34 protein-coding genes and 1 other annotated feature are annotated in these 25,935 nt (G+C 48.1%); all 34 genes read right to left on the minus strand.

Annotated elements, in window-relative coordinates; translation table 11 throughout:
- Nucleotides 1–10: 10 nt before the first annotated feature.
- The 34 genes from rpsE to rpmG all read right to left on the minus strand — a co-directional run bounded on the left by rpsE (nucleotide 11) and on the right by rpmG (nucleotide 25,901).
- A complete protein-coding gene (gene rpsE / locus ABH899_RS27835; protein ID WP_370002074.1) occupies nucleotides 11–508 on the minus strand; it encodes a 30S ribosomal protein S5 in 498 nt (165 codons plus the stop codon).
- 28 nt (nucleotides 509–536) lie between these two features.
- On the minus strand, nucleotides 537–902 hold the full coding sequence (gene rplR / locus ABH899_RS27840) for a 50S ribosomal protein L18 (protein ID WP_009676825.1): 366 nt from the start codon (nucleotides 900–902) through the stop codon (nucleotides 537–539).
- Between the two features lie 52 nt (nucleotides 903–954).
- Nucleotides 955–1,497, minus strand: a complete 543-nt coding sequence (gene rplF, locus ABH899_RS27845) for a 50S ribosomal protein L6 (protein ID WP_370002076.1) — start codon at nucleotides 1,495–1,497, stop codon at nucleotides 955–957.
- 29 nt (nucleotides 1,498–1,526) lie between these two features.
- Nucleotides 1,527–1,925 (minus strand): 30S ribosomal protein S8, encoded by a 399-nt coding sequence (gene rpsH, locus ABH899_RS27850; protein WP_009676818.1) that lies wholly within the window; start codon nucleotides 1,923–1,925, stop codon nucleotides 1,527–1,529.
- A 32-nt stretch (nucleotides 1,926–1,957) separates the two neighbouring features.
- The gene (locus tag ABH899_RS27855; RefSeq protein WP_040953112.1) at nucleotides 1,958–2,143 is read right to left on the minus strand and encodes a type Z 30S ribosomal protein S14; all 186 of its coding nucleotides are present in this window, start codon (nucleotides 2,141–2,143) and stop codon (nucleotides 1,958–1,960) included.
- A gap of 93 nt (nucleotides 2,144–2,236) precedes the next feature.
- On the minus strand, nucleotides 2,237–2,779 hold the full coding sequence (rplE, locus tag ABH899_RS27860; protein WP_042235534.1) for a 50S ribosomal protein L5: 543 nt from the start codon (nucleotides 2,777–2,779) through the stop codon (nucleotides 2,237–2,239).
- A gap of 29 nt (nucleotides 2,780–2,808) precedes the next feature.
- Entirely contained in the window at nucleotides 2,809–3,162 is a 354-nt protein-coding gene (gene rplX / locus ABH899_RS27865; protein WP_009676802.1) for a 50S ribosomal protein L24, read from the minus strand.
- Between the two features lie 101 nt (nucleotides 3,163–3,263).
- Complete coding sequence (gene rplN / locus ABH899_RS27870) at nucleotides 3,264–3,632, minus strand: 50S ribosomal protein L14 (protein WP_103998005.1); 369 nt, start codon at nucleotides 3,630–3,632, stop codon at nucleotides 3,264–3,266.
- A gap of 32 nt (nucleotides 3,633–3,664) precedes the next feature.
- Entirely contained in the window at nucleotides 3,665–3,928 is a 264-nt protein-coding gene (rpsQ, locus tag ABH899_RS27875) for a 30S ribosomal protein S17 (RefSeq protein ID WP_009676813.1), read from the minus strand.
- A 26-nt stretch (nucleotides 3,929–3,954) separates the two neighbouring features.
- A complete protein-coding gene (gene rpmC, locus ABH899_RS27880; RefSeq protein ID WP_009676819.1) occupies nucleotides 3,955–4,152 on the minus strand; it encodes a 50S ribosomal protein L29 in 198 nt (65 codons plus the stop codon).
- On the minus strand, nucleotides 4,142–4,576 hold the full coding sequence (gene rplP, locus ABH899_RS27885; RefSeq protein ID WP_009676823.1) for a 50S ribosomal protein L16: 435 nt from the start codon (nucleotides 4,574–4,576) through the stop codon (nucleotides 4,142–4,144). Before rplP ends, rpmC begins: the two co-directional genes overlap by 11 nt.
- 2 nt (nucleotides 4,577–4,578) lie before the next feature.
- Entirely contained in the window at nucleotides 4,579–5,241 is a 663-nt protein-coding gene (gene rpsC, locus ABH899_RS27890) for a 30S ribosomal protein S3 (protein WP_009676810.1), read from the minus strand.
- A gap of 13 nt (nucleotides 5,242–5,254) precedes the next feature.
- Nucleotides 5,255–5,587: a 50S ribosomal protein L22 gene (gene rplV, locus ABH899_RS27895; protein WP_016423663.1), complete on the minus strand. Its 333-nt coding sequence runs from the start codon at nucleotides 5,585–5,587 to the stop codon at nucleotides 5,255–5,257.
- Between the two features lie 30 nt (nucleotides 5,588–5,617).
- A complete protein-coding gene (gene rpsS, locus ABH899_RS27900) occupies nucleotides 5,618–5,896 on the minus strand; it encodes a 30S ribosomal protein S19 (RefSeq protein ID WP_009676795.1) in 279 nt (92 codons plus the stop codon).
- 48 nt (nucleotides 5,897–5,944) lie between these two features.
- Nucleotides 5,945–6,775, minus strand: a complete 831-nt coding sequence (gene rplB, locus ABH899_RS27905; protein WP_009676817.1) for a 50S ribosomal protein L2 — start codon at nucleotides 6,773–6,775, stop codon at nucleotides 5,945–5,947.
- Between the two features lie 30 nt (nucleotides 6,776–6,805).
- A complete protein-coding gene (gene rplW / locus ABH899_RS27910) occupies nucleotides 6,806–7,096 on the minus strand; it encodes a 50S ribosomal protein L23 (protein ID WP_009676809.1) in 291 nt (96 codons plus the stop codon).
- Nucleotides 7,093–7,719 (minus strand): 50S ribosomal protein L4, encoded by a 627-nt coding sequence (gene rplD / locus ABH899_RS27915; protein WP_009676814.1) that lies wholly within the window; start codon nucleotides 7,717–7,719, stop codon nucleotides 7,093–7,095. The genes rplW and rplD overlap by 4 nt, the downstream gene beginning before the upstream one ends.
- A gap of 16 nt (nucleotides 7,720–7,735) precedes the next feature.
- The gene (gene rplC / locus ABH899_RS27920; protein WP_009676828.1) at nucleotides 7,736–8,359 is read right to left on the minus strand and encodes a 50S ribosomal protein L3; all 624 of its coding nucleotides are present in this window, start codon (nucleotides 8,357–8,359) and stop codon (nucleotides 7,736–7,738) included.
- A gap of 45 nt (nucleotides 8,360–8,404) precedes the next feature.
- Nucleotides 8,405–8,713, minus strand: coding sequence for a 30S ribosomal protein S10 (gene rpsJ, locus ABH899_RS27925; RefSeq protein WP_009676797.1), 309 nt, complete (start codon nucleotides 8,711–8,713; stop codon nucleotides 8,405–8,407).
- Nucleotides 8,714–9,145: 432 nt separating this feature from the next.
- Nucleotides 9,146–10,336 carry an elongation factor Tu gene (gene tuf / locus ABH899_RS27930; RefSeq protein ID WP_370002087.1) on the minus strand — a complete coding sequence of 397 codons (1,191 nt, stop codon included), beginning with the start codon at nucleotides 10,334–10,336 and terminating at the stop codon, nucleotides 9,146–9,148.
- 45 nt (nucleotides 10,337–10,381) lie between these two features.
- The gene (fusA, locus tag ABH899_RS27935; protein ID WP_016423664.1) at nucleotides 10,382–12,457 is read right to left on the minus strand and encodes an elongation factor G; all 2,076 of its coding nucleotides are present in this window, start codon (nucleotides 12,455–12,457) and stop codon (nucleotides 10,382–10,384) included.
- A gap of 35 nt (nucleotides 12,458–12,492) precedes the next feature.
- Entirely contained in the window at nucleotides 12,493–12,963 is a 471-nt protein-coding gene (gene rpsG, locus ABH899_RS27940) for a 30S ribosomal protein S7 (protein WP_042235507.1), read from the minus strand.
- A gap of 42 nt (nucleotides 12,964–13,005) precedes the next feature.
- Nucleotides 13,006–13,425 carry a 30S ribosomal protein S12 gene (rpsL, locus tag ABH899_RS27945; RefSeq protein WP_009674503.1) on the minus strand — a complete coding sequence of 140 codons (420 nt, stop codon included), beginning with the start codon at nucleotides 13,423–13,425 and terminating at the stop codon, nucleotides 13,006–13,008.
- A 158-nt stretch (nucleotides 13,426–13,583) separates the two neighbouring features.
- Nucleotides 13,584–13,835 carry a ribosomal L7Ae/L30e/S12e/Gadd45 family protein gene (locus ABH899_RS27950; RefSeq protein WP_009674511.1) on the minus strand — a complete coding sequence of 84 codons (252 nt, stop codon included), beginning with the start codon at nucleotides 13,833–13,835 and terminating at the stop codon, nucleotides 13,584–13,586.
- Nucleotides 13,836–13,993: 158 nt separating this feature from the next.
- Entirely contained in the window at nucleotides 13,994–17,614 is a 3,621-nt protein-coding gene (gene rpoC, locus ABH899_RS27955; protein WP_370002091.1) for a DNA-directed RNA polymerase subunit beta', read from the minus strand.
- Between the two features lie 78 nt (nucleotides 17,615–17,692).
- Nucleotides 17,693–21,229 carry a DNA-directed RNA polymerase subunit beta gene (rpoB, locus tag ABH899_RS27960; RefSeq protein ID WP_082211309.1) on the minus strand — a complete coding sequence of 1,179 codons (3,537 nt, stop codon included), beginning with the start codon at nucleotides 21,227–21,229 and terminating at the stop codon, nucleotides 17,693–17,695.
- 419 nt (nucleotides 21,230–21,648) lie between these two features.
- Entirely contained in the window at nucleotides 21,649–22,248 is a 600-nt protein-coding gene (locus ABH899_RS27965; RefSeq protein ID WP_370002094.1) for a class I SAM-dependent methyltransferase, read from the minus strand.
- Between the two features lie 150 nt (nucleotides 22,249–22,398).
- Nucleotides 22,399–22,764 (minus strand): 50S ribosomal protein L7/L12, encoded by a 366-nt coding sequence (gene rplL / locus ABH899_RS27970; RefSeq protein WP_009674515.1) that lies wholly within the window; start codon nucleotides 22,762–22,764, stop codon nucleotides 22,399–22,401.
- Between the two features lie 45 nt (nucleotides 22,765–22,809).
- Nucleotides 22,810–23,319: a 50S ribosomal protein L10 gene (gene rplJ / locus ABH899_RS27975; protein WP_009674491.1), complete on the minus strand. Its 510-nt coding sequence runs from the start codon at nucleotides 23,317–23,319 to the stop codon at nucleotides 22,810–22,812.
- A 62-nt stretch (nucleotides 23,320–23,381) separates the two neighbouring features.
- Nucleotides 23,382–23,531, minus strand: a sequence feature (ribosomal protein L10 leader region).
- Between the two features lie 58 nt (nucleotides 23,532–23,589).
- Nucleotides 23,590–24,282, minus strand: a complete 693-nt coding sequence (rplA, locus tag ABH899_RS27980) for a 50S ribosomal protein L1 (RefSeq protein ID WP_009674490.1) — start codon at nucleotides 24,280–24,282, stop codon at nucleotides 23,590–23,592.
- Nucleotides 24,283–24,359: 77 nt separating this feature from the next.
- Nucleotides 24,360–24,785, minus strand: coding sequence for a 50S ribosomal protein L11 (gene rplK / locus ABH899_RS27985; RefSeq protein ID WP_009674499.1), 426 nt, complete (start codon nucleotides 24,783–24,785; stop codon nucleotides 24,360–24,362).
- A 179-nt stretch (nucleotides 24,786–24,964) separates the two neighbouring features.
- Nucleotides 24,965–25,498, minus strand: coding sequence for a transcription termination/antitermination protein NusG (gene nusG, locus ABH899_RS27990; protein WP_009674510.1), 534 nt, complete (start codon nucleotides 25,496–25,498; stop codon nucleotides 24,965–24,967).
- 22 nt (nucleotides 25,499–25,520) lie between these two features.
- On the minus strand, nucleotides 25,521–25,733 hold the full coding sequence (gene secE / locus ABH899_RS27995) for a preprotein translocase subunit SecE (protein WP_009674493.1): 213 nt from the start codon (nucleotides 25,731–25,733) through the stop codon (nucleotides 25,521–25,523).
- 18 nt (nucleotides 25,734–25,751) lie between these two features.
- On the minus strand, nucleotides 25,752–25,901 hold the full coding sequence (gene rpmG, locus ABH899_RS28000; protein ID WP_082211310.1) for a 50S ribosomal protein L33: 150 nt from the start codon (nucleotides 25,899–25,901) through the stop codon (nucleotides 25,752–25,754).
- Between the last annotated feature and the right edge of the window lie 34 nt (nucleotides 25,902–25,935).

The raw sequence follows: 25,935 nt of genomic DNA on the forward strand, positions 1-25,935 counted from the left end.
TTTATCCTCCTTAACCCATCAACTCTTCAACGGTTTTGCCGCGAAGTTTGGCTACTTCTTCCGCTCTCTTCAGACGGGAAAGACCTTCTAAAGTAGCGTTCACCATGTTCATGGAGTTCGAAGAACCCAGGGATTTTGTTAAAATGTCGCCAACGCCGGCAAGTTCGAGTACTGCACGAACAGGGCCGCCAGCAATAACACCGGTACCTTCAGATGCTGGTTTCAGCAGCACACGTCCAGCGCCGAAATGACCAGTTACAAGGTGAGGAATCGTAGTTCCAACGATAGGAACGTGGACGAGGTTCTTCTTAGCATCTTCGATTCCTTTGCGGATTGCATCAGGAACTTCGGAAGCTTTACCGATACCAGCGCCGACATAGCCGTTACCATCGCCTACTACGACAAGAGCGCTAAAGCTAAAGCGACGTCCGCCCTTTACAACTTTAGCAACGCGATTAATATGAACAACTTTTTCAGTCAGCTCTAAAGTGTTAGGATCTACACGCAAGTCGTTTACCTCCTTATGAGATGTTTTCTTAGAATTCTAGACCAGCTTCACGAGCTGCTTCGGCCAGAGCCTGAACACGTCCGTGATAGAGATATCCGCCGCGGTCAAATACTACTTGGCTCACGCCTTTTTCTTTCGCACGATTCGCAACCAGTTCGCCGACTTTACGAGCAGCTTCGACGTTACCGCCGTTGCTAACCTCTTTAAGCTCTTTGTCCTGAGTGGATGCCGATGCCACTGTTACTCCGTTCACATCGTCAATGATTTGCGCATACATGTGCTTTTCAGAGCGGAAAATGTTCAAGCGAGGACGTGCTGTCGTCCCTTGAATTTTCTTACGAACACGCAGATGTCTTTTCAGACGTGCTTTATTCTTATCGCCTTTAGTAATCATGGGTTGCACTCCTTTCATCTATATTCCGATGTCAGGCCGGCCTTAGGCCGCCTTACTTCTTCTTACCAGCTTTACCTTCTTTGCGGATAATGCGTTCGCCTTCGTACTTAATACCTTTACCTTTATACGGTTCAGGTTCACGAACGGCACGGATTTGGGCAGCAGTAGCGCCAACGAGTTCTTTATCGATACCTTTAACAATCACTTTCGTGTTGCTTGGTACGTCGAATTCGATTCCGCCTTCAGGGTTGATTTCAACCGGGTGAGAGTAACCTACGTTCAGGACGAGTTTGTTTCCGGTTTTGTTAGCACGGTAACCTACGCCAACAAGCTCCAGATTCTTCTCGAAACCTTGCGTTACTCCTGTAACCATGTTGTTCAATACGCTGCGAGTCGTGCCGTGCAGGGAACGATGCAGTTTATGATCAGAAGGTCTTTCAACCGTAATGACATTGTCTTGTACGGATACCTTCATATCTTTGTGAAGTTCGCGGGAAAGGGTTCCTTTCGGTCCTTTTACCGTGATTGTCGTGTTCTCAAGCTTTACGTCAACGCCACTTGGAACAGTGATTGGTTTGCGACCAATACGAGACATGTTTGCACCTCCATTCAATCGAGTCTAAATTACCAAACGTAGCAGAGAACCTCTCCGCCGGATTTTGCTTGACGAGCGTCTTTGTCCGTCATCACGCCACCGGAAGTGGAGATGATAGCGATACCCAGACCGCCAAGTACCCGAGGGATCTCTTGGGATTTTGTGTATACGCGCAGACCAGGTTTGCTGATACGTTTCAAACCGGTGATTACGCGCTCGTTATTCGGACCGTATTTCAGGAACAAGCGGATGATGCCCTGCTTGTTATCTTCTACGAATTCAGCGTCACGGATGAAACCTTCATTTTTGAGGATTTCAGCAATCTCTTTCTTGATCTTGGAGGCCGGAATTTCTACCGTCTCGTGACGAACAATGTTTGCATTACGAATGCGTGTAAGCATATCTGCAATTGGATCAGACATAACCATGGATGTGAACCTCCTTCCCGAAAATAAGTGGATTACCAGCTTGCTTTACGCACACCTGGAATCTGGCCTTTATATGCTAGTTCACGGAAACAAATTCTGCAAATTTTAAATTTGCGGAGAACGGAATGCGGGCGGCCGCAACGTTCGCAGCGAGTATACGCCTGCACTTTGAACTTAGGGGGACGTTGTTGCTTGATTTTCATCGAAGTTTTTGCCACTTAAATTACACCTCCTACAAGTTTTCGCCTGAAAACTCTCTCCGATCATTATCGGCAGGGGCTTCCTTCCGAAAGCTCCGTGATGATTTGTTCTTACTTCACAAACGGCATTCCGAGTTGGGTAAGCAGTTCACGAGCTTCTTCGTCCGTATTCGCAGTCGTTACGATTACGATATCCATACCACGAACTTTATCAATTTGATCGTATTCGATCTCTGGGAAGATCAATTGCTCTTTAAGACCAAGCGTGTAGTTACCGCGTCCGTCGAACGCTTTGGAGGAAACTCCACGGAAGTCACGTACGCGCGGAAGCGATACGTTGAACAATTTGTCCAGGAATTGATACATGCGTTGGCCGCGCAGTGTTACTTTAACGCCGATCGGCATGTTCTCACGAAGTTTGAAACCCGCGATGGATTTCTTCGCACGAGTGATTACCGGTTTTTGACCCGCGATTTTTTGCAGATCCTCTACGGCACTGTCGAGCACCTTGGAGTTCGATACAGCCTCACCAACCCCCATGTTGATGACAACTTTCTCGATCTTAGGAACTTGCATAACAGTAGTGTAGTTAAACTTCTGCATCAGAGCAGGAGTGATTTCATTCAAGAAACGATCTTTCATTCTTGCTGCCATTCTGGTGCCTCCTTTCCGCACTTAGTCGATTAATCGATAGCTTCGCCGGATTTTTTCGCAATACGTACTTTAGTTCCGTTCTCAAGGACCTTGTAACCTACACGAGTCGGTTTACCGCTCTTAGGATCCACGAGCATTACGTTGGAAGCGTGAATTGCAGCTTCTTGAGTAATGATTCCGCCTTGAGGATTCTGTTGGGAAGGTTTCGCATGTTTCTTGATCATGTTCACGCCTTCGACCAGAACACGATTTTCACGCGGGTAAGCTGCGAGAACGCGACCTTTCTTACCTTTGTCTTTGCCGGAGATAACAAAAACTGTGTCGTCTTTCTTTACATGCAGTTTATGGTTATGAGACTCAAGTCTCTTTTTCGTTCTTGGCATGTTGATTACACCTCCTAAGCTTTCGTAAGAAAGCTAACTTCGTAAGAGCTGCCGGACTTTCCAGAAGAAAGCCGCGCCGCAATTTAATTGAGCTGCCTGTGTTAGATAACCTCAGGAGCAAGAGAAACGATCTTCATGAAGTCTCTATCACGAAGTTCACGAGCAACTGGTCCGAAAATACGAGTTCCACGAGGGCTCTTATCATCTTTTACGATAACTGCCGCGTTCTCATCAAATGTGATGTAAGATCCGTCTTTACGACGAGCTCCGCTCTTCGTACGAACGATTACCGCTTTGACTACATCACCTTTTTTGACAACGCCCCCTGGTGTTGCTTCTTTCACAGAGCAGATGATCAAATCACCGATATTGCCTACACGACGACCAGTACCGCCAAGCACACGAATGCACATCAGCTGTTTCGCACCGGAGTTGTCCGCAACCTTCAAACGAGATAATGGTTGAATCATGTTAGTCCCTCCTTTCGGATTATACCTGTTGGTTAAACAATAACTGCTTTTTCAACGATCTCAACGAGACGGAAACGCTTGTCTTTAGACAATGGGCGAGTTTCCATGATTTTCACGGTGTCGCCAATTTGCGCTTCATTGTTCTCATCGTGAGCTTTAAACTTCTTCGTATATTTAATCCGCTTGTGGTACAAGTCGTGTTTTTTGTAAGTTTCCACGGCAACAACGATGGTTTTATCCATTTTGTCGCTGACCACTTTACCGGTTTGGACTTTACGTTCGTTACGCTCTGCCATATACGAGCCCTCCCTTCTGAATTTGCTTAACCAATCCCGAGTTCTCTTTCACGCAAAACTGTTTTCGCACGGGCGATTTCTTTGCGCAGCTTCTGAATTTGAACCGGGTTATCCAGTTGTCCGGTAGCTAGTTGAAAACGGAGGTTAAAAAGTTCTTCCTTGAAACCGTTAATTCTTTGTTCAATCTCAGCAGTGGTTAAGTTGCGGAATTCACTAGCCTTCATGTGCTTCACCACCCACTTCTTCTTTCTTCACGAACTTACATTTAACGGGAAGCTTGTGCATAGCAAGACGCATAGCTTCGCGAGCAACTTCTTCGCTAACACCGGCAAGTTCGAACATAACTTTACCTGGTTTTACTACGCTAACCCATTTCTCAACGTTACCTTTACCGCTACCCATCCGAACTTCAAGAGGCTTTTGGGTGATTGGCTTCGAAGGGAAGATTTTGATCCACACTTTACCGCCACGCTTGATGTAACGAGTCATGGCAATACGTGCTGCTTCGATCTGACGGTTTGTGATCCACGCAGGCTCGAGAGCCTGGAGACCGTATTCGCCGAACACAACTTCAGTGCCGCCTTTAGCGCGACCTCTCATTTTACCGCGGTGTTCTTTACGGTGTTTTACACGTTTAGGTACTAACATGATTAGTTGCCTCCTTCCGATTGAGCCTTTTTCTTAGCTGTCGGAAGTACCTCTCCACGATAGATCCATACTTTCACGCCGATCCGTCCGTAGGTCGTGTGCGCTTCAGCTGTACCATAATCGATATCCGCACGAAGCGTGTGGAGTGGAACTGTTCCTTCGCTGTATCCTTCCGTACGGGCAATCTCCGCTCCGCCCAGACGACCGCTGGTCGAAACTTTAATTCCTTTAGCTCCCGCTCTTTGCGTTCTTTGCATCGCTTGTTTCATAGCACGACGGAAAGATACGCGGCGCTCAAGCTGTTGTGCAATGCTTTCTGCAACGAGGACAGCGTCGAGCTCAGGGTTTTTCACTTCAGCAATGTTGATGTGTACTTTCTTACCTGTCATGTTGGCAATGTAGTTACGGATGTTTTCAACTTCCGCTCCACCTTTACCGATAACCATACCAGGCTTAGCTGTATGAATCGTCACGTTAACGCGATTAGCCGCGCGCTCGATATCGATATGGGACACTGCAGAATCTTTCAGCTTGTTCTTCAGATATTCACGAATTTTAACGTCTTCCATCAGCAGGTCGCCGAAATCTTTCTCAGCATACCACTTGGATTCCCAATCGCGAATAATACCAATTCTAAGACCCACCGGGCTTACTTTTTGACCCACACGTTATCCCTCCTTATTTCTCAGATACCACAACAGTGATGTGGCTGGTACGTTTATTGATACGGCTTGCACGACCCATCGCACGAGGGCGGAATCTTTTCATGATTGGACCGTGGTTCACATAAACTTCACTAATAACAAGTTTGTTAGGATCCATCGAATAGTTGTGCTCAGCGTTGGCAATTGCGGAGTTCAGCACTTTCTCCACGATCGGAGAAGCTGACTTTGGAGTATGGCGAAGGATTGCAACCGCATCGCCTACTTGTTTGCCGCGAATCAAGTCAATTACCAGCTGCACTTTGCGAGGAGCGATCCGAACGAATTTAGCAGCAGCTTTAGCTTGCATAGTAGTACCTCCTCTCAGTAAAAATAACGATTAGCGCTTGCCTGTTTTCTTGTCGTCATCGTGACCTTTGTACGTACGAGTTGGTGCAAACTCACCGAGTTTGTGTCCGACCATATCTTCCGTTACGTATACAGGCACGTGTTTTCTTCCGTCATACACCGCGATTGTGTGGCCCACGAATTGCGGGAAAATCGTAGAACGACGAGACCAAGTTTTAATTACCGTTTTCTTGCTCGACTCATTCAGTTCTTCGACCTTTTTCATCAGATGTCCGTCGATAAAAGGACCTTTTTTCAAGCTGCGACCCATTGAAGCCCCTCCCTTCTCTGAACCATAAGATATTCAGATGTGTATAAATTACTTCGTGCGACGACGTACAATGTACTTGTCAGAAGCTTTGCCTTTTTTACGAGTTTTATAACCGAGTGTCGGTTTGCCCCATGGGGACAACGGAGACTTACGTCCGATTGGAGCGCGGCCTTCACCACCACCGTGTGGGTGATCGTTCGGGTTCATTACTACCCCGCGGACTTCTGGTCTCTTGCCGAGCCAACGATTACGTCCTGCTTTACCGATTTTCACGAGTTCGTGATCCCCGTTACCTACAGAACCGATTGTCGCGCGGCAGCCCTTAAGCACTTTGCGAACTTCGCCCGAGGAAAGACGAATTGTCACGTACACATCTTCTTTACCGAGAAGTTGAGCTTCCGTACCGGCAGCACGAACCAATTGTCCGCCTTTGCCTGGCTTCAGCTCAATATTGTGGATAACTGTACCGACTGGAATGTTTTCCAGAGCCAGTGCGTTACCTACTTTAATGTCAGAACCCAATCCGGATTGGATTTGATCGTCGACTTTCAGACCTTTAGGAGCGATGATGTATCTCTTCTCACCGTCTGCATAGTGGATCAGAGCGATGTTAGCGGAACGGTTTGGATCGTATTCGATCGTAGCAACGCGACCCGGAATGCCGTCCTTATTGCGTTTGAAGTCGATAATGCGGTATTTACGCTTATGTCCGCCACCTTGGTGACGAGTAGTGATTTTACCTTGGTTGTTACGACCGGCTTGTTTGCTCAGAGGAGCAAGCAGGGATTTCTCCGGTATGGATGTCGTGATTTCTTCGAAAGAAGATACCGACATGGCACGTCTTGCTGGAGAGGTCGGTTTATACTTTTTAATTGGCACCTGTGTTACCTCCTTACTTTAGAGATATTGTTATACCGTTTCAAAGAATTCCAGCTCTTTGCTGTCTGCGCTAAGTGTCACGATGGCTTTCTTCCATTCGGAAGTGTAACCGGAGTGACGTCCTTGACGTTTCGGCTTCGCTGGCATTCTGAGTGTGTTCACGCTCGATACTTTTACTTTGAAAATTTGTTCGATCGCTTGCTTGATTTCCGTTTTGTTAGCGCGGATTTCAACTTCGAACACATATTTTTTGTCAGCCATCATTTCCGTAGAACGTTCCGTGATGACCGGGCGCTTGATAATATCGCGTGGGTTCTTCATTGCGCAAGCACCTCCTCTACCTTCTGAACCGCATCCTTCGTAATGATCAATTTGTCATGAACCATTACGTCGAGCACGTTGATTCCATCAGCAACAACGAATTTAACTCCCGGAATGTTACGAGCGGAGAGAGCAACATTATCTTCGTAAGAAGCAGCAACCACGAGAGCTTTGCGCTCTACGTTGAGGTTTTTCAAAATAGCTACGAATTCTTTCGTTTTCGGAGCATTCATTTGAAGCTGATCCAGAACGATAATGTCGTTATCGATTACCTTCGAGGACAGAGCCGACTTGATTGCAAGACGACGAACCTTCTTAGGCAGTTTGTAACCATAGCTGCGAGGAGTCGGTCCGAATACGACACCGCCACCCTTCCATTGTGGAGCACGAATACTACCTTGACGAGCACGGCCAGTACCTTTTTGCTTCCACGGCTTACGTCCGCCGCCGCGTACTTCAGAACGTCCTTTAACCTTGTGGGTTCCTTGACGAACGGATGCTTGCTGGAGCAAAACAGCTTCATGCAGAGCGTGTACGTGAGGTTCGATACCGAACACTACATCAGACAGTTCTACTTCGCCGACTTGTGTACCGGATACATTATAAAGAGCTACTTTTGGCATCAGTCTTCCTCCTTTCTTACTTTTTCACCGCGGATTTCACGCTTACGTAGCTGTTTCTAGGACCAGGAATGGAGCCTTTAACAAGAATTACGTTGCGTTCCGCATCAACTTTAATAACTTGCAAGTTTTGCAGGGTTACGGTTTCGCTACCCATATGTCCTGGCAATTTCTTGCCTTTCATTACACGGTTAGCTGAGATGGAACCCATCGAACCCGGTCCACGATGATATCGGGAGCCGTGAGACATTGGACCCGTATGCTGGTTGTGTCTTTTGATAACGCCTTGGAACCCTTTACCTTTGGAAGTTCCGGATACGTCAACAAATTCACCTTCGCTGAACAGATCAGCTTTCAGCTCTTGGCCAACTTCGTACTCACCCAGTGCCACTCCACGAAATTCTTTAACGTAGCGCTTAGGAGCAGTGTTAGCCTTTTTGGCATGACCAATTTCAGGCTTAATTGCATTTTTTTCTTTCTTGTCCGCGAAACCGATTTGGATCGATTCGTATCCGTCGTTATCCACATCTTTCTTCTGCAGAACCACGCAAGGTCCAGCTTGGATAACAGTGACAGGTACTACGTTTCCTTCCGGTGTAAACACTTGAGTCATTCCAAGTTTTTTACCTAAGATACCTTTCATCGTTGACACCTCTTTTCCTTTTTGTTTCTTCTATATATAGAAGCTTTACAGTTTAATTTCAATATCTACGCCGGACGGTAAGTCCAGTCTCATCAAAGCATCCACAGTTTGTGGTGTAGGATTCACGATATCGATCAGACGCTTGTGTGTACGCTGCTCGAATTGCTCACGAGAATCTTTGTATTTGTGTACCGCACGAAGAATCGTGATAATTTGCTTCTCAGTTGGAAGCGGAATCGGACCGGAAACACTTGCTCCGGAACGCTTGGCAGTCTCAACGATTTTCTCAGCCGATTGATCGATCACTCTGTGATCATAAGCTTTCAAACGGATACGAATTTTTTGCTTTGCCATATAAGTCCCTCCTTCTATCGCCCAATTTAGTATCGGACATACTCCGTGAAAATCTCCTGACAACCACTCCCATGGCAAAGGGGCCGGGTGTGCCAGCAACCTCTCACATCATCGCAACGTCACAGACCAACGCTCACTATTATATCGAATCCCAAAGATAAATGCAACATTTTTATACGACAAATATCTAGAAACGATAAGGTCTCCGAAAATGTCGCTTTCATGTGCATAATCGTTCGTTTTTCTTTATCGATAGCGATGCTTGTTATCGTCTTTGACATCTGATGTGTCTGGCCGAACTTGATTGGCAGATTGATAAGCTTTCATATAAAAAGGCCCCACCACCAAGGGCAGGGCCTTCGTCTTACTTCGTTACAGTACAGGGGTCTCGTTACAGTACGTGTTGCTTATGAAGACCGTCGTTAGACGATATTATTTGCTGATTGTTGCTACTGCGCCGGCACCAACAGTACGGCCGCCTTCACGGATCGCGAACTTAGTACCTTGCTCGATAGCGATTGGGTTGATCAGTTCTACCGTTACAGTGATGTTATCACCAGGCATAACCATTTCAGTTCCTTCTGGCAGGGCGATGATACCCGTTACGTCAGTTGTACGGAAGTAGAACTGAGGACGGTAACCTGTGAAGAAAGGCTTGTGACGGCCACCCTCTTCTTTAGTCAGAACGTAGATTTGTGCAGAAAAGTTAGTGTGCGGTTTAACGGAACCTGGTTTCGAAAGAACTTGTCCGCGCTCGATGTCTTTACGGTCTACACCACGAAGCAGTGCGCCGATGTTGTCACCAGCTTGAGCGGAATCAAGAAGTTTACGGAACATTTCCACGCCTGTAACTACGCATTTGCGAGTTTCTTCAGCGATACCAACGATTTCAACTTCGTCTTGTACTTTAACAGTACCACGCTCTACACGGCCTGTAGCAACTGTACCACGACCTGTGATGGAGAATACGTCCTCGACAGGCATAAGGAAAGGCTTGTCGGTTTCGCGCTCTGGAGTTGGGATGTAAGTATCAACTTGTTCGAAGAGCTCAATGATTTTGTCGGCCCATTCGCCGTCTGGGTTTTGCAGAGCTTCACGAGCGGAACCACGAATGATCGGAGTGTCGTCGCCTGGGAACTCATACTCGGAAAGAAGATCACGGATCTCCATTTCAACCAGTTCAAGAAGTTCTTCGTCTTCAACCATGTCGCATTTGTTCATGAATACGACGATGTAAGGAACGCCTACTTGACGGGAAAGAAGGATGTGTTCGCGAGTTTGCGGCATAGGGCCGTCAGCTGCGGATACAACCAGGATCGCTCCGTCCATTTGAGCCGCGCCAGTGATCATGTTTTTAACATAGTCGGCGTGACCCGGGCAGTCTACGTGAGCGTAGTGACGGTTAGGAGTCTCGTACTCAACGTGTGCTGTGGAGATAGTGATACCACGCTCGCGCTCTTCTGGTGCTTTGTCGATTTGGTCGAATGCTACTGCAGCTCCACCATATCTTTTGGACAGTACGTTAGTGATCGCAGCTGTCAGAGTTGTTTTACCGTGGTCGACGTGACCAATAGTACCGATATTAACGTGCGGTTTATTACGTTCGAATTTAGCCTTTGCCATGTTAAACAATTCCTCCTCGGGATAAAGTTTAAGCTCAATTTTATATTAAGCGCCTTTGTTCTTTGCAATGATTTCTTCTGCGATAGTTCTAGGCACTTCTTCATAATGCGAGATTTCCATAGAGTAAACACCGCGACCTTGCGTTCTGGAACGAAGTGTCGTGGAGTAACCGAACATTTCGGAGAGAGGCACCTTAGCACGGATGACTTGCGCACCCGAACGGCTATCCATACCCTCAATGCGTCCGCGGCGGGAGTTCAGGTCGCCCATTACGTCGCCCATGTACTCTTCCGGAACCGTTACTTCTACTTTCATGATCGGCTCAAGCAGGGCCGGGTTACATTTTTCCTTAGCTGCTTTAAGAGCCATGGAACCAGCGATTTTAAACGCCATTTCGTTGGAGTCAACATCATGGTAAGAACCGTCGACGACAGTTGCTTTGATGTCCACAACAGGGAAACCGGCGATTACACCGTTCTTCATGGATTCTTCGATACCAGCTTGGATCGGAGCGATGTATTCTCTAGGAATAGAACCACCGACGATTTTGCTTTCGAATACGAAGCCGCTGCCTGGTTCAAGCGGTTGGAACTCAACCCAACAATGTCCGTATTGACCACGGCCACCGGATTGACGAACAAACTTACCTTCAACCTTGGCACCAGACTTGAATGTTTCGCGATAAGCAACCTGCGGTTTACCTACGTTGGTGTCCACTTTGAATTCGCGACGCATGCGGTCAACGATGATTTCCAAGTGAAGCTCACCCATACCCGCGAGAATCGTTTGACCGGTTTCCTCGTTGGTACTAGCGCGCAATGTAGGATCTTCCTCAGTAAGCTTGGAAAGCGCAACGCCCATTTTGTCTTGGTCGGCTTTCGTTTTAGGCTCAACTGCGATTTCGATAACCGGTTCAGGGAAGTTCATGGACTCCAAGATAACCGCGTTTTTCTCGTCACAGAGGGTGTCGCCTGTGCCAGTATCTTTCAAACCTACAGCTGCCGCGATATCCCCTGAGTAAACTTCGGAGATTTCTTGACGGCTGTTCGCGTGCATTTGAAGAATACGGCCAACGCGCTCACGCTTGCCTTTAGTAGCATTCAGAACATAGGAACCGGACTGCAGAACGCCGGAGTACACACGGAAGAACGTGAGTTTACCAACGTAAGGGTCGGTCATGATTTTGAATGCAAGCGCAGCAAAAGGTTCGCTATCGGAAGATTTGCGAGTCGTTTCGGTACCATCTTCAAGAACGCCTTGAATGTCCGGTACGTCAATTGGAGCCGGCAAATAATCGATAACAGCGTCCAGCATAGGCTGAACCCCTTTGTTACGGTAAGAAGAACCACAGATAACCGGGAAGATTTTAACGGATACTACGCCTTTGCGGAGAGCCGCTTTCAGCTCAGCAACCGTGATCTCTTCGCCTTCCAGGTATTTCATTGTAAGTTCTTCGTCAAGCTCGGCAACTTTCTCAACAAGCTCCATACGAAGTTCAGCGACTTTGTCTTTGTACTCCGCAGGAATCTCGATGTCTTCTACTTCTTTACCAAGGTCATCCTTGTAAAGGATAGCTTTTTCTTCGACGATGTCGATGATGCCGACAAAGTCGTTCTCAGCACCGATCGGAAGCTGAATAGCTACCGCATTGGCACCCAACTTGTCACGCATCGAATCAACTACTCCTAAGAAGTCAGCGCCGATGATGTCCATTTTGTTTACGTAAGCAATACGAGGAACGCTGTATTTATCAGCCTGTCTCCAAACGGTTTCAGACTGAGGCTCTACGCCTTCCTTGGCACTGAATACGCCAACAGCTCCATCCAATACACGCAGGGAACGTTCAACTTCTACTGTGAAGTCAACGTGTCCCGGGGTATCAATGATATTGATGCGGTGACCTCTCCATGCAGCAGTGGTAGCGGCGGAAGTAATCGTGATTCCGCGCTCCTGCTCCTGCTCCATCCAGTCCATCGTAGCTGCACCTTCGTGCACCTCGCCGATTTTGTGGGTACGGCCTGTGTAGTACAGGATCCGCTCGGTTGTAGTCGTTTTACCCGCATCGATATGCGCCATGATCCCGATATTACGTGTATCTTTTAAGGAGAACTCTCTTGCCATGATTTTGTCTCCTTCCTAATTCGAGGATCTGAATCCTACCAACGGTAGTGAGCAAACGCTTTGTTCGCTTCCGCCATCTTGTGTATATCTTCACGTTTCTTAACGGAAGAACCCGTGTTGTTGCTAGCATCGATAATTTCGAAAGCCAGTCTCTCTTCCATGGTTTTCTCACCACGAAGACGAGAGTAGTTTACGAGCCAACGCAAACCTAGAGTCGTACGACGCTCAGGTTTAACTTCGATTGGAACTTGGTAGTTAGCACCGCCGACACGGCGAGATTTAACTTCCAGCACCGGCATAATGTTCTTGATGGCTTGTTCGAAAACTTCCATCGGCTCCTTACCGGTACGCTCTTGCACGAGTTCAAATGCGTTGTATAGAATCGATTGTGCTACCCCTCTTTTACCGTCGATCATGATGCGGTTGATCAGACGAGTAACCAATTTGCTGTTGTAAATCGGATCTGGCAATACGTCTCTGCGTGTTACTGGACCTTTACGAGGCATAGTGATCCCCCTTTCCCCAAAAAATAATTGCTTTAAAAATTATTACTTCTTCGCTTTCGGACGCTTCGTACCGTATTTGGAACGAGCTTGCATACGATTGTTAACACCGGACGTATCCAGTGCACCGCGAACGATGTGGTAACGTACCCCTGGAAGGTCTTTAACCCTTCCGCCGCGAATCAGAACAACACTATGCTCTTGCAGGTTGTGTCCGATACCCGGAATGTATGCTGTAACCTCTACACGGTTCGTCAAACGCACACGAGCGTATTTACGAAGTGCGGAGTTCGGTTTCTTCGGAGTCATTGTACCTACACGAGTACAAACACCACGTTTTTGTGGAGCGCTAATTTCCGTAGACTCTCTTTTCAGGGCGTTGAAACCTCTTTGGAGAGCTGGGGATTTCGATTTAACGACTTTAGCTTGACGTCCTTTACGAACTAGCTGGTTAATTGTTGGCATGCCGCCACCTCCTCTCTAGCAATTGTTACTTCCTTTATTGCAAGCCCACAGATCCAGGCGAGTCGTAAAAAAGCAAAGGAAAGTTTTTGTTTTTAGACTCAGCAAAAATAAGCTGGTTATTCTCACATGAAATCTAGAAACAAAAACACTCGGCCTTACTATTTATCGACGATCGCAGCCACAGCGGCTCCCACTTCAATTCCACATGCTTTTCCAAGCAGCTTCATAGAATCTACGTAAGTAACCTCTACTCCTGACTTGCTGCAGAGATTAACAATCTTAGTAGTCAATCGCGGATCTGCATCTTTGGCAACAATAACTTCTAATGCCTGACCAAGCTCGACGCTTTTCGTTGCTTGCTTTGTGCCGACACTTAATTTCGAAGCCTGTTTTACTTTGTCATATGTCATAATCCCATATCCTCCAAAGAACAGGAAAGAATATTAATTTAGGCACACTACGATATCTTAGCACCTCGGCGAGGTAGTGTCAAGAATATTACCCGTCTCCTTTGATTTTTTTTACAAACTCTCGGGAGACGGGCACTTTATTGCCGAATCAGCTCCGTTTATTCAACGGATACCGCTTCTTTTTCTGTGTTTTCTTCTTCAGACGGTTCCTGGTTCGGATCTACGACCCGAATGTTCCGGTAGCGGGTCATACCCGTACCTGCAGGAATTAGCTTACCGATGATAACATTCTCTTTGAGACCGAGCAACTGATCGACTTTGCCTTTAATCGCGGCATCCGTCAATACGCGAGTCGTCTCCTGGAACGATGCCGCGGAGAGGAAGGAATCCGTCTCCAGCGATGCTTTCGTAATCCCGAGAAGGATCGGTTTGGCTACGGCAGGCTCTTTATCCGCAAACAAAGCTACTTTGTTCGCTTCTTCATATTCGTGCATGTCTACGAAGGAACCTGGCAGAAGCGTCGTGTCTCCGGCGTCAACGATACGAATCTTGCGAAGCATTTGACGAATCATAACTTCGACGTGTTTATCGTTAATTTCTACACCCTGGTTCCGGTAAACGCGTTGAACCTCTTGAAGGATGTAGTTTTGAACCCCGCGGATACCTTTGATACGAAGCATTTCCTTCGGATCGATCGAACCTTCGGTCAGCTCATCCCCGGCTTCGATCGTCTGCCCGACAATCGCTCTTACGCGGGAACCGTACGGTACCGCGTATACACGGGACTCGGCTTCGCCCTGAACTTCAATTTCACGGCGATCCTTGGCTTCACGGATCTCTTTAACAAGTCCGTCGATTTCAGAGATAATCGCTTGACCTTTCGGATTCCGAGCTTCGAAAAGCTCCTGAATACGCGGAAGACCTTGCGTGATATCGTCTCCGGCTACGCCCCCGGTATGGAACGTACGCATGGTAAGCTGGGTTCCCGGCTCACCGATGGATTGAGCCGCGATAATACCGACAGCTTCCCCGATTTCAACGTGCTGGCCAGTCGCCAAGTTACGCCCGTAGCACTTCTTGCAGACCCCGTGACGGGACCGACAGCTGAGAACGGAACGAATTTGAAGGCGTTCGATATTCGCATCAATGATCGCATTCGCAATATTGGCTTCGATCAGCTCATTGCGGTTTACGATAACTTCGCCCGTCTCCGGGTGACGAATCGTTTCAAACGCATAGCGACCTTCAATACGGTCAAACAGGTCTTCGATAACCTCTTTGCCGTCTTGAATTTTGCTGACGATAAATCCTTTATCCGTACCGCAATCATCTTCACGGACGATAACGTCTTGGGCTACGTCAACGAGACGACGAGTCAGGTAACCCGAATCCGCCGTACGAAGGGCCGTATCGGCAAGACCTTTACGGGCACCGTGCGTGGAAATAAAGTATTCCAAGACGGTGAGGCCTTCACGGAAGTTCGATTTAATCGGCAACTCGATGATTTTACCGGACGGGTTGGCCATCAGACCACGCATACCGCCCAGTTGAGTGATTTGCGATTTGTTACCCCGCGCTTTGGATTCCACCATCATGTTGATGGAGTTGTATTTGTCGAGGGATCTCATCAGGATATCCGTGATTTCATCCTTCGTTTTACTCCAGATCGCGATAACACGGTCGTAACGCTCGTCGTCGGTAATAAGACCGCGGCGGTATTGGTTCGTTACCGTGCGTACCTTCTCTTCGGAATCTTCAAGGATCTTCTTCTTCTCGTTAGGCACCACGACATCCGCCACGGCAACCGTAATACCGGCTTTAGTGGAGTATGTGAAGCCGAGTTCTTTGATCTTGTCGAGAATGACCGAAGTTCTAGTTGTATGGTAATTACGGAAGCACTCGGCAATAATCGAACCGAGATAGTCTTTACCGACCGCTTTCGCTTCCGGCAGCTCTTCCATTATGGCACGGATGTTGGAGCCTTTTTCAAATACGAAATAGTCATCGGACGGGCCGTTAAGCAGATTCGCTTTAGTCGCATCATTGATGTACGGGAAGTCATCCGGGAAAATCTCGTTAAAGATGATTTTACCGATGGTCGTAATCAGATAAGCGTTCTGTTGGGCTTCCGTAAAGTTCTTCTTGTTCAAAACCTTAGCAGGGATTGCTACGCGGGCATGAAGCTCGGCAGTCCCGTTCTGATAAGCGGAAACAGCTTCGTTTACGGAACGGAAGATCAGGTTCGCACCGCGGCCATACTTGTTGTCCGTAGTCAGATAGAAGCTTCCCAGAACCATATCCTGCGATGGAGTTACAACCGGCTTGCCGTCTTTCGGGTTAAGAATGTTGCCTGCCGCAAGCATGAGAAGCCGTGCTTCAGCCTGCGCTTCAGCGGAAAGCGGCACGTGAACGGCCATTTGGTCACCGTCGAAGTCGGCGTTATAGGCCGTACATACGAGCGGATGCAGCTTGATGGCGCGTCCTTCGACCAGAATCGGCTCGAACGCCTGGATACCCAATCTATGCAGTGTGGGGGCACGGTTCAGAAGAACCGGGTGCTCCTTAATGACTTCTTCAAGGACGTCCCATACTTCGGGGCTAACGCGCTCTACTTTGCGTTTCGCGCTTTTGATGTTATGGGCAAGACCTTTGTTTACGAGCTCTTTCATAACGAAAGGCTTGAAAAGTTCCAATGCCATTTCTTTAGGCAGACCGCACTGGTACATTTTGAGGCTAGGACCTACAACGATAACGGAACGTCCGGAGTAGTCAACACGTTTACCGAGCAAGTTCTGGCGGAAACGGCCCTGCTTACCTTTCAGCATGTGGCTGAGAGATTTAAGCGGACGGTTACCGGGGCCCGTTACCGGACGGCCGCGACGGCCGTTATCGATCAGAGCGTCAACGGCTTCTTGAAGCATACGCTTCTCGTTCTGAACGATAATATCCGGGGCGCCCAGATCGAGAAGACGCTTCAGACGGTTGTTACGGTTAATAACGCGACGATACAGATCGTTAAGGTCGGAAGTCGCAAAACGTCCGCCGTCCAGTTGAACCATCGGACGAAGTTCCGGAGGAATAACCGGCAGCACATCAAGAACCATCCAGTCCGGACGGTTTTTGGAATTACGGAAAGCTTCCATAACTTCCAGACGTTTGATCGCCCGGTTGCGGCGTTGGCCTTGAGCGGTTTTGAGTTCTTCTTTCAAGGATTCCACATCTTTATCGATGTCGATATCCTGCAGAAGTTTCTTAACCGCCTCGGCACCCATACCAGCTTGGAAAGCATAGCCGTATTTCTCGCGGTAGCTGCGGTATTCTTTTTCGGAAAGAAGCTGCTTCTTCTCAAGAGGCGTATCTCCAGGGTCCGTTACTACATAGGATGCAAAGTAGATAATCTCTTCAAGGGAACGAGGAGACATATCCAAAGCAAGGCCCATGCGGCTAGGAATACCTTTGAAATACCAGATGTGGGATACGGGAGCGGCAAGCTCAATGTGTCCCATACGTTCGCGGCGAACCTTCTGACGTGTTACTTCAACGCCGCAACGGTCACAAACGACACCTTTGTAACGCACACGCTTGTATTTACCGCAGTGACACTCCCAGTCTTTCGTCGGTCCGAAAATCTTCTCGCAGAACAAACCTTCTTTCTCCGGTTTCAGAGTTCTGTAGTTGATGGTTTCCGGCTTTTTAACTTCCCCACGGGACCACGAACGGATCTTCTCAGGTGAGGCCAATCCAATTTTCATAAATTCGAAGTTGTTTACGTCCAACAAGGAGCAACCCTCCTTAGAATGTGCTAGTTATGGGAAGGAGGCGGACTGCTATGTCCGCCTTTCCTCTATCAGTTGCAGCTATTCGACTCCAATTTCTGCCCCTTCAAGGTTCAGATTAAGCTTGTCACTGGTCGTATCTTCCTCATCATCGAGTTCTTTCATCTCGATTTCCTCTTCGTCGCCGGACAGGATTTTAACGTCCATCCCCAAGCTTTGAAGCTCCTTGATCAATACTTTAAACGATTCCGGAACACCCGGCTCCGGCACGTTCTCGCCTTTGACGATGGATTCGTACGTTTTAACACGACCAACCACGTCATCGGACTTCACGGTCAGGATTTCCTGCAGCGTGTAAGCCGCGCCGTAGGCCTCTAGGGCCCACACTTCCATCTCCCCGAAACGCTGTCCGCCGAACTGGGCTTTACCGCCCAGAGGCTGCTGTGTAACGAGAGAGTACGGACCTGTGGAACGGGCGTGGATTTTATCATCGACCATGTGCGCCAGTTTAATCATGTACATGACGCCAACGGTAACTTCGCGTTCAAAAGCGTCGCCTGTGCGGCCGTCATAGAGCTTGGTTTTACCGTTGCGCTGCATGCCGGCTTCTTCCATCGTATCGAACACGTCGTACTCGCGCGCTCCGTCGAATACCGGCGTGGCCACGTGGATACCGAGCGCTCTGGAGGCCATACCCAAATGAACTTCCAGTACTTGACCGATGTTCATACGCGAAGGTACGCCCAGCGGGTTCAGTACGACTTCTACAGGCGTTCCGTCCGGCATGAACGGCATATCTTCCTCAGGGAGGATACGCGCGATAACCCCTTTGTTACCGTGACGTCCGGCCATTTTATCGCCCTCGGAGATTTTACGCTTCTGGGCAATGTAGACACGAACGAGCTGGTTAACGCCCGGAGGCAATTCGTCGCCGTTCTCGCGCGTAAATACTTTCACGTCTACGACGATACCGTCGGTTCCGTGAGGAACACGCAGGGAGGTGTCTCTCACTTCACGCGCCTTCTCACCGAAGATCGCATGCAGGAGACGCTCTTCTGCCGTCAGTTCCGTTACGCCCTTCGGCGTTACTTTGCCGACGAGAATGTCGCCCGCGCCGATTTCGGCACCGACGCGGATAATTCCGCGCTCGTCGAGGTTCTTCAGAGCATCTTCGCCGACATTCGGAATGTCGCGAGTGATCTCTTCCGGACCGAGCTTCGTATCCCGGGCTTCGGACTCGTATTCCTCGATGTGAATGGATGTATACACATCTTCTTTTACAAGTCTTTCGCTCAGAAGGATCGCATCCTCATAGTTGTAACCTTCCCATGTCATGAAAGCAACGACTACGTTACGGCCCAGAGCCAGTTCGCCCTGTTCCGTCGAAGGACCGTCGGCAAGGATGTCGCCCGCTTTAACAAGCTGGCCCTTTTGAACGATCGGACGCTGGTTGATACACGTACCTTGGTTGGAACGCATAAACTTGTGAAGCTTATGCTTGATGAGATTGCCGTTGACCAATTTACCGTCCACCAGTTCCTGGCGGCGCAGCCAAATTTCATTACCGGCAACTTTTTCAATAATTCCGTCATGTTTGGCAACAATACAAACACCGGAGTCTTTAGCGGACTTATGTTCCATTCCCGTACCGACGAGCGGCGCCTTAGGAATAAGAAGCGGAACGGCTTGACGCTGCATGTTGGATCCCATGAGGGCACGGTTGGAGTCATCGTTTTCCAAAAACGGAATCAATGCTGTCGCAACCGATACGACCTGCTTAGGAGATACGTCCATGTAGTCGACGCGTTCTTTAGGCAGAGTCAAGATATCATCTTTATAACGAACGATAACACTGTCATTAACGAATGTTCCTTCTTCCGAAAGTTCAGCATTCGCTTGAGCAACGACGTAGTTATCCTCTTCATCCGCTGTCATATACACGATTTCTTCCGTGACCACACCGGTCTTCGGATCTACGTGGCGGTAAGGAGCCTCGATAAAGCCGTACTCGTTGATCCGCGCGAAGGTGGACAAGGAGTTGATCAACCCGATGTTCGGACCCTCCGGCGTTTCAATCGGACACATCCGGCCATAGTGGGAGTGATGGACGTCACGGACTTCAAAGCCCGCGCGCTCACGCGTCAAACCACCGGGACCCAATGCGGACAGACGGCGTTTGTGCGTCAGCTCAGCCAACGGATTCGTCTGGTCCATAAACTGCGAGAGTTGGGAGCTTCCGAAGAACTCTTTAATCGCGGCAATAACCGGACGTATGTTGATCAGAGCCTGTGGTGTAATAACGTTCGCATCCTGAATGGACATACGCTCGCGAACGACACGCTCCATACGGGACAAACCGATACGGAACTGGTTCTGAAGCAGTTCGCCAACCGAGCGGAGACGACGGTTACCGAGATGGTCGATATCATCCGTGTTTCCGATTCCGTGAAGAAGGTTTATAAAGTAGTTAATGGACGAAATGATATCGGCCGGTGTAATGTTCTTAACGGACTTGTCAATGACAGCGTTAGAAATTACCTTAACTACTTTTCCGTCTTCGATCGGGGAGTACACATCGATGGTTTGAACCGGAATGATCTCTTCTCCGGCAACTCCGTTAGGAACGGAATAATCTTTAAACCCGATCTTCTTCTCCAGGAAAGGCAGCACTTCGTCAAGCAGACGGCGGTCAAGCAGTTGACCGGCTTCGGCTACGATTTCGCCCGTTTCCGGATCCGCAAGAGTTTCGGCAAGACGTTGGTTGAACAAACGGTTCTTGATATGAAGCTTCTTGTTGATTTTGTACCGACCTACGTTAGCGAGGTCATAACGCTTCGGATCGAAGAAACGCGCTACAAGCAAGCTTCTTGCGTTATCCAAGGTCGGCGGCTCGCCCGGACGAAGACGCTCGTAAATTTCAATCAGCGCTTTATCCGTCGAATCGGTGTTGTCTTTGTCGAGTGTGTTGCGTATATATTCATTGTCGCCAAGAAGATCAAGAATCTCGGCATCGGTTCCGAATCCAAGTGCGCGCAGAAGAACGGTAACCGGAATTTTACGTGTGCGGTCGATTCTCACATAAATGATATCTTTCGCGTCCGTCTCTAATTCCAGCCAGGCTCCCCGGTTAGGAATAACCGTAGCCGTGTAAGTCTTTTTACCGTTCTTATCCACTTTAGTGCTATAATAGACGCTAGGAGAACGAACGAGCTGGGAGACAATTACACGTTCAGCACCGTTAATAATAAAGGTTCCGGTTTCGGTCATGATCGGGAAATCGCCCATGAACACTTCCTGTTCCTTTACTTCTCCGGTTTCCTTATTGATCAGACGTACCTTCACCCGAAGCGGTGCAGCGTAGGTTACGTCCCGCTCTTTGGATTCGTCCACGGAATACTTAGGCTCTCCTAAGCTGTAGTCAATAAACTCAAGCACTAGATTCCCCGTAAAATCCTGAATCGGTGAGATATCTAAAAACATCTCCCGCAATCCTTCATCCAAAAACCATTCGTATGATTTTTGTTGAATTTCAATCAGGTTGGGGATGTCCAGCACCTCATTAATTCGAGCATAAGTCCTGCGTTTGCGTCGTCCAAATTGAACAAGATGTCCCGCCAACTTCATTCACCCCTTAAGTCTACTCAGTTCATAAAAATAAATAAGAAAAACTTCTATCGACGTACACTTCAGGCGGCGCCGTCTTGTATGGTGGCACCCCCTTAAGGAAGGGCGTCTAAGCCGGGCGCACGCTAAGGTTGGACATCTCCGATCTTGTCAGAGAGCCCGTCCGAAGAAGCGACTGCAATGGATGGAGGTTTTTCTTGTTGATCCGCATCGTTATGACTAGTACTACTATTTTGTTAGAATTTCCTAAAATTTCAACATTATACTCAACGTTTGAAATTTTATTCATTTCTCTCCAAAAAAAATGCTTGACATTTTCTTTAACGAAAGACATCAAGCCCATCTTAATACTGACATTTTTTAATGATACCATATCAGGATTGTCAAGTCAAACTTTTTTCTCAACCACTTGACTATTTCTTAAAGGCCCGTAATATACGGTAGCCTTTGTCTTTTGTAACCTCTTCAGCCTCTCCGAAAAGCTCTTCCATCTTAGCGAATGCCGACGGCGACCCTTGTTTCTTCTGGATAACCACCCATAAAGCGCCTCCCGGATTCAGGCACTCGCAAGCCTCTTCAAAAATGGCATGCACGGTTTGTTTGCCTGCCCGTATCGGCGGATTTGTCAATACGACGTCGAACTTCTCCGTCTTTACCGCCTCCAGCTTATCGCTTTGAAGTACGGTAACATTCCGGATTCCGTTGCGTTCCGCGTTTTGCCGTGACAGTTCCACAGCCCGTTCGTTGATATCTATCATCGTCACATGACCAGCCGGATATTTATATGCTGCACTTAACCCGATCGGTCCATATCCGCAGCCCACATCCAGAACACGGGCCTTAGCCGGCAGCGCCATGGCTTCAATTAGCAGACGGCTGCCAAAATCAACCTCGTTCTTGGAAAAAACCCCGGCGTCCGTCGCCAATCGGAGCTTGCGTTCCCCCACTTGAAACTCTATTTCCCGCACATCGTGTTTCACTGTCGGTTTTTGCGTATAGTAGTGATCCGCCACCGCCATCGCTCCTTTGTATTCAAGTCGCTATTCCTATCCTAGAATACCCGGAATTATCGAGCTCTACATGAACTGCATGCAAAAAGCTCCATAAATTCAAAAGAAACCTCTTGAAGCCAGGCTTCAAGAGGTTTCTCGTGTAAAGCAAAATTATTTCACTTCGATGGAAGCGCCAGCTTCTTCGAGTTTTGCTTTTACTGCTTCTGCTTCTTCTTTGCCTACTTTTTCTTTGATAGGCTTCGGTGCGTTGTCAACCAGGTCTTTTGCTTCTTTCAGACCAAGACCAGTGATTTCGCGAACGACTTTGATAACGTTGATTTTGGAAGCACCAGCGTTGTTCAGGATTACGTCGAACTCGGATTGCTCAGCAGCTTCAGCACCGCCAGCAGCGCCGCCCATTACTGCAACTGGAGCTGCAGCAGTGACGCCAAATTCTTCTTCAATTGCTTTAACCAGATCGTTCAGTTCAAGAACTGTCATGCCTTTAATGGCTTCCAAGATTTGCTCGTTACTCATGGTTAAACCTCCATTATATTCATTTGAATGATTTTTGGGTAAAAATTAAGCTTCCGCTCCGCTTTCTTGCTTTTCAGCCACAGCTTTAACCGCAAGAGCGAAGTTGCGCACAGGTGCTTGAAGCACGCTGAGGAGCATGGACAGAAGACCTTCGCGGGAAGGCAGATCTGCCAGCGCTTTGATTTGAGCTACATCCACAACTTTACCTTCAACAACGCCCGCTTTAATGCTCAGGCTTTCGTTTTTCTTAGCAAAGTTGTTAAGGATTTTAGCTGCAGCGACAACGTCGTCTTTGCTGAACGCGATAGCAGTCGGTCCTGTCAGATGTGCATCCAGTTCCGTCAGCTCAGCGGTAGCAGTTGCACGTCTTACCATCGAGTTCTTAAGAACTTGGAATTCTACGCCTGCTTCACGTAGCTGCTTACGAAGTTCCGTTACTTGCGCAACGTTAAGTCCACGATAGTCGGTTACGATTGTACAGGAGCTTGCACGTAGTTTTTCCGACAAGTCGGATACGATCTGCTCTTTTTCTGCTAAAATCTTTGCGTTTGCCATAGGTACACCTCACTTCTTGTCAATCTGGTTTTCACCGAATCTATTACAAGCATTTCCGCAGCCTAAGCATAAGAAATGCCTTCGTAGACTCTACGAAGGCATGACACTTCCGGTATAACCCGAACTTATATCATAACACCTCGGCAGGACATTAAGCTGTTTGGGATGCTCCCATCGGCACCTGCTGTCTACGGTCTATATATTCGTTTGTTAAACTAACGACTCAGTAATGTTATCACGTTCGACATAAGATGTCAACCGTAGAATAACTTATCTGAAGGATTGAAGGTTCACGCGAACGCTCGGGCCCATTGTGGAGGAAATTGCAACGCTTTTCAGGTATACACCTTTAGCAGCGGCAGGTTTCGCTCTGAGCAGTGCGTCGATCAGCGCTTTGAAGTTCTCGGAGAGCTTGTCAGCGTCGAAAGATACTTTGCCGAGTGGAGCATGAATTTGTCCTGCTTTATCCAGGCGGTATTCGATTTTACCAGCTTTGATCTCTTGAACAGCTTTGGTAACGTCGAAAGTTACGGTACCTGCTTTAGGGTTAGGCATAAGGCCTTTACCACCGAGCAGACGTCCGAGCTTACCAACTTCACTCATCATGTCAGGAGTAGCTACGCAAACATCGAATTCGAACCAACCTTGCTGGATTTTGTTGATCATATCCTGATCGCCTACAAAATCAGCGCCAGCTGCTTCTGCTTCTTTAGCTTTGTCGCCTTTCGCGAATACGAGGACGCGCTTAGTTTTACCAGTACCGTGCGGAAGTACAACTACGCCGCGGACAGCCTGGTCCTGTTTTCTTGGGTCAACGCCAAGACGAACAGCAATATCAACTGTTTCATCAAATTTCGCCGGAGCTGTTTTCTTAACAAGCTCAATCGCTTCAGCCGGCTCATAAAGTGCATCGGCAGTAACCTGCTTAGCCACTTCGTTATATTTCTTACCGTGTTTAGCCATTTGTATTCCTCCTCTGTGGTCGTAACGGATTGCCCTCCCACTGTTTTGCGGCTTCCAGGAGAAGCCTACGAATCGAATTAGTCTTCGATCGTGATGCCCATGCTGCGAGCAGTACCTTCAACCATAAGCATTGCAGCCTCTACGGTTGCAGCGTTAAGGTCAGGCATTTTCGTTTCAGCGATTTCGCGAACTTTCGCACGCTTAACCGTTGCAACTTTCTTCTTGTTCGGTTCGCCGGAACCTTTTTCGACGCCAGCTGCGATACGAAGAAGTACGGCTGCCGGAGGCGTTTTCGTTTCGAATGTGAACGAACGGTCCTCGAATACAGTGATAACAACCGGAATGATCAGACCTGCTTGATCAGCAGTCTTAGCATTGAACTCCTTACAGAAAGCCATGATGTTCACGCCAGCTTGACCCAAAGCAGGACCGATTGGCGGAGCAGGATTCGCTTTCCCTGCAGGAACCTGCAGTTTCACCATTTTAATTACCTTTTTTGCCATGTGTGATGACACCTCCTTGCACGTAGTGTGGTTCGACGGGATCATTTCCCTCCCACCAGCAAAAGCCCATCCGCGAAAGAAACAGATCTGGCTAAGCTTTTCTTAAGGAACCAGCCAGAATCAGCAACCTGATTCCGCAAGAGAAACTTCCTCAATAGAGGGATTTGAATCGATGTAGTCTACAGTTTCTCCACCTGATGGAATTCAAGCTCCAGCGGAGTCTCTCGACCAAACATGTTGACATGAACCTTGAGCTTGCTCTTGTCTGCAATAATTTCTTCGACAGTGCCGACGAAATTCGCAAAAGGACCTACCTTCACGCGAACCGTTTCCTTCAGATCGAAATCGATCTTCGGTTTCGGTTCTTCCATTCCCATATGCTTCAGAATAGATTCGACTTCTTCCGGAAGCAACGGAGTCGGTTTAGAGCCGGAACCCGTCGAGCCTACAAAGCCGGTTACGCCAGGAGTGTTGCGAACAACATACCAGGAATCGTCGGTTTGAATCATCTCTACGAGCACGTATCCGGGATAAACTTTACGCATGACGGTTTTCTTCTTGCCGTCTTTGTTTACCAGCTCTTCCTCCATGGGTACGAGTACGCGGAAGATCTTGTCCGCCATATCCATAGATTCAACGCGCTTCTCCAAATTGGCTTTGACTTTGTTCTCGTAACCTGAATAGGTATGAACGACATACCATCTTTTTTCCATATTTGCCACCTAGTTCCTGAATTTATTTGAAGACAAGCCGCAGCAACTCAGAGATCCCCAGGTCGAGCAAGAAAAAATAGACAGTCACGAAAGCCACCGTCACAAGGGTAACGGTCGTATAGCTGATCATTTCCTTGCGTGTTGGCCACTTGACCTTCTTCAGTTCGCTCCAGCTTTCACCAAAAAACGAGAACGAGGAGCCGAAACCCTGCTTCATTTTAGCTAAGAAAGCCACGCACTACACCTCCACAGACTATCTGGTTTCGCGATGAGCGGTATGTTCATTGCAATATTTGCAGAATTTCTTGAACTCCATACGGTCTGGATGGTTACGCTTGTTCTTGTTGGAAGTATAGTTCCGTTGCTTGCAGTTCGTGCAAGCTAGCGTCATAACAACTCGCATGTGTTACACCTCCCGTATCAGGATATACCCTTTT

Origin of the sequence: Paenibacillus sp. RC84 (assembly GCF_041260495.1) — a bacterium.
Classification (GTDB): domain Bacteria; phylum Bacillota; class Bacilli; order Paenibacillales; family NBRC-103111; genus Paenibacillus_F.